The organism is Streptosporangium sp. NPDC006013, assembly GCF_040614275.1.
Taxonomy (GTDB): Bacteria; Actinomycetota; Actinomycetes; order Streptosporangiales; family Streptosporangiaceae; genus Streptosporangium.
The window spans coordinates 1-1,355 of the sequence record NZ_JBEXUE010000946.1; the positions used below are offsets into that span (position 1 = coordinate 1).

At 66.9% G+C, this 1,355-nt stretch carries 1 protein-coding gene; it reads right to left on the reverse strand.

Features of this window, described 5'->3' with window-relative positions:
• Positions 1-21 precede the first annotated feature (21 nt).
• Positions 22-1,083 (reverse strand): IS110 family transposase, encoded by a 1,062-nt coding sequence (locus ABZ260_RS51125; RefSeq protein ID WP_355633250.1) that lies wholly within the window; start codon positions 1,081-1,083, stop codon positions 22-24.
• Positions 1,084-1,355 lie beyond the last annotated feature (272 nt).

A 1,355-nucleotide genomic window follows, 5' to 3' on the forward strand; every position in this document is an offset into this window, starting at 1 on the left:
TTTTCGAGGCTGCTATATCTGTCAAGCGGCTGCCTGGAGGGATTCTGGTGTGCGTTCGAGGAGCTTGAACAGTTGCCGGGAGAGGGCTCGTTTGAGGCAGCGGCGGGCTTCGCGTGGGGACTTGCCTTCGGAGATGCGGCGGGCGATGTAGGCGCGGGTGTCGGGGTCGACGCGAGCCCGGACGAGAATGATGGTGTGAAGCGCCCGGTTGAGTTGGCGATCGCCGCTGCGGTTGAGTCGGTGGCGGTCGGTGAGGCCTGAGGATGCCGGGATGGGAGCCGTGCCGGCGAATGTGGCGAAGGCGGCCTCGGAGCGGAACCGTCCGGGATGGGACCAGCTCACCAGGATCTGCGCCGCGCTGATGGCACCCACGCCGACCTGTTGCATCAGCTCGGGCTTGAACTCGTTGACCAGGGCGGTGATCTGTTCTTCGAGCTCTTTGGCCTCGGCGCGTAGTGTCTGGATGCGGTGGGCCGTGGAACGCAGGGCCCGGACGGTCATGCGGTGCTCCAGGGTCTGGCAGGGCCGGTCCCGTAGCTTGGCGCAGTAGCTGATCTGGGCTTTGCTGCCCATGGAACGGATCTCATTGCGCAGGTCGTCGGGTGCCGAGACGACCAGGGCCTTCAGGTGGTTGATCGCCGCGGTGGTCGCGCTGACGGCGCCCTGGCGGGTGGTGAGCAGCACCCTGAGTGCCTCGCGTTCTTCGCGGCGGCGGGGCTGGATGAGGTGCTCGCTGGTCAACGCCTCCCGAGCGGCGCGGACCGCATCCAGGGCGTCAGTCTTGCGCCCGCCGCGTTGAACTGGTCGCTTGGGACGGCAGACCTCCACCACCTTTTCGCCGCAGGCCTGCAGGAATGCGGCCAGGCCCGCGCCGTAGCTACCGGTTCCTTCGAGAGCCCAGCAGCGTCGGCCTGGGACGTGCTTTCGGGCGAACTCCAGGAGCTGGAGGTAGCCGTGGGCGTCGGTGGCCGCCTCAGCGTGGGCGAGGACGGCTCCCAGTGCACTGACCGCAGCGGCGGCCAGGGTGTCGCGGTGGGTGTCGACGCCGATGACGCCATCGACCTGTTCTGCCAGCATGGACATGCGGTTACATCCCTTCCAGAGGCGAGTGCGGCCGGTGCCGGCCTGGATGGGATCACCGCGCGGCAAAACTGTGACGAGTCACGCCGCGAGCGGCGGACGAGCTGCTGATCAAGCCAACGGGGTGGGCCAGGCCGATGCCGACACCCGGTAGACATCTCGAAAACAAGGCAGCCTTATATCGGGCGCCAGTTCCGAATGTGGGTCATACCAAGTGCCGACATCGAGCGTGGCAGGCCCAACCGGGCCGCAGGTTAAGAATCACAGTTCCGATG

Excerpts from the sequence above, each read along its gene's own strand:
- ABZ260_RS51125 (WP_355633250.1), bottom strand. The coding sequence starts at position 1,083 with ATGTCCATGCTGGCAGAACAGGTCGATGGCGTCATCGGCGTCGACACC.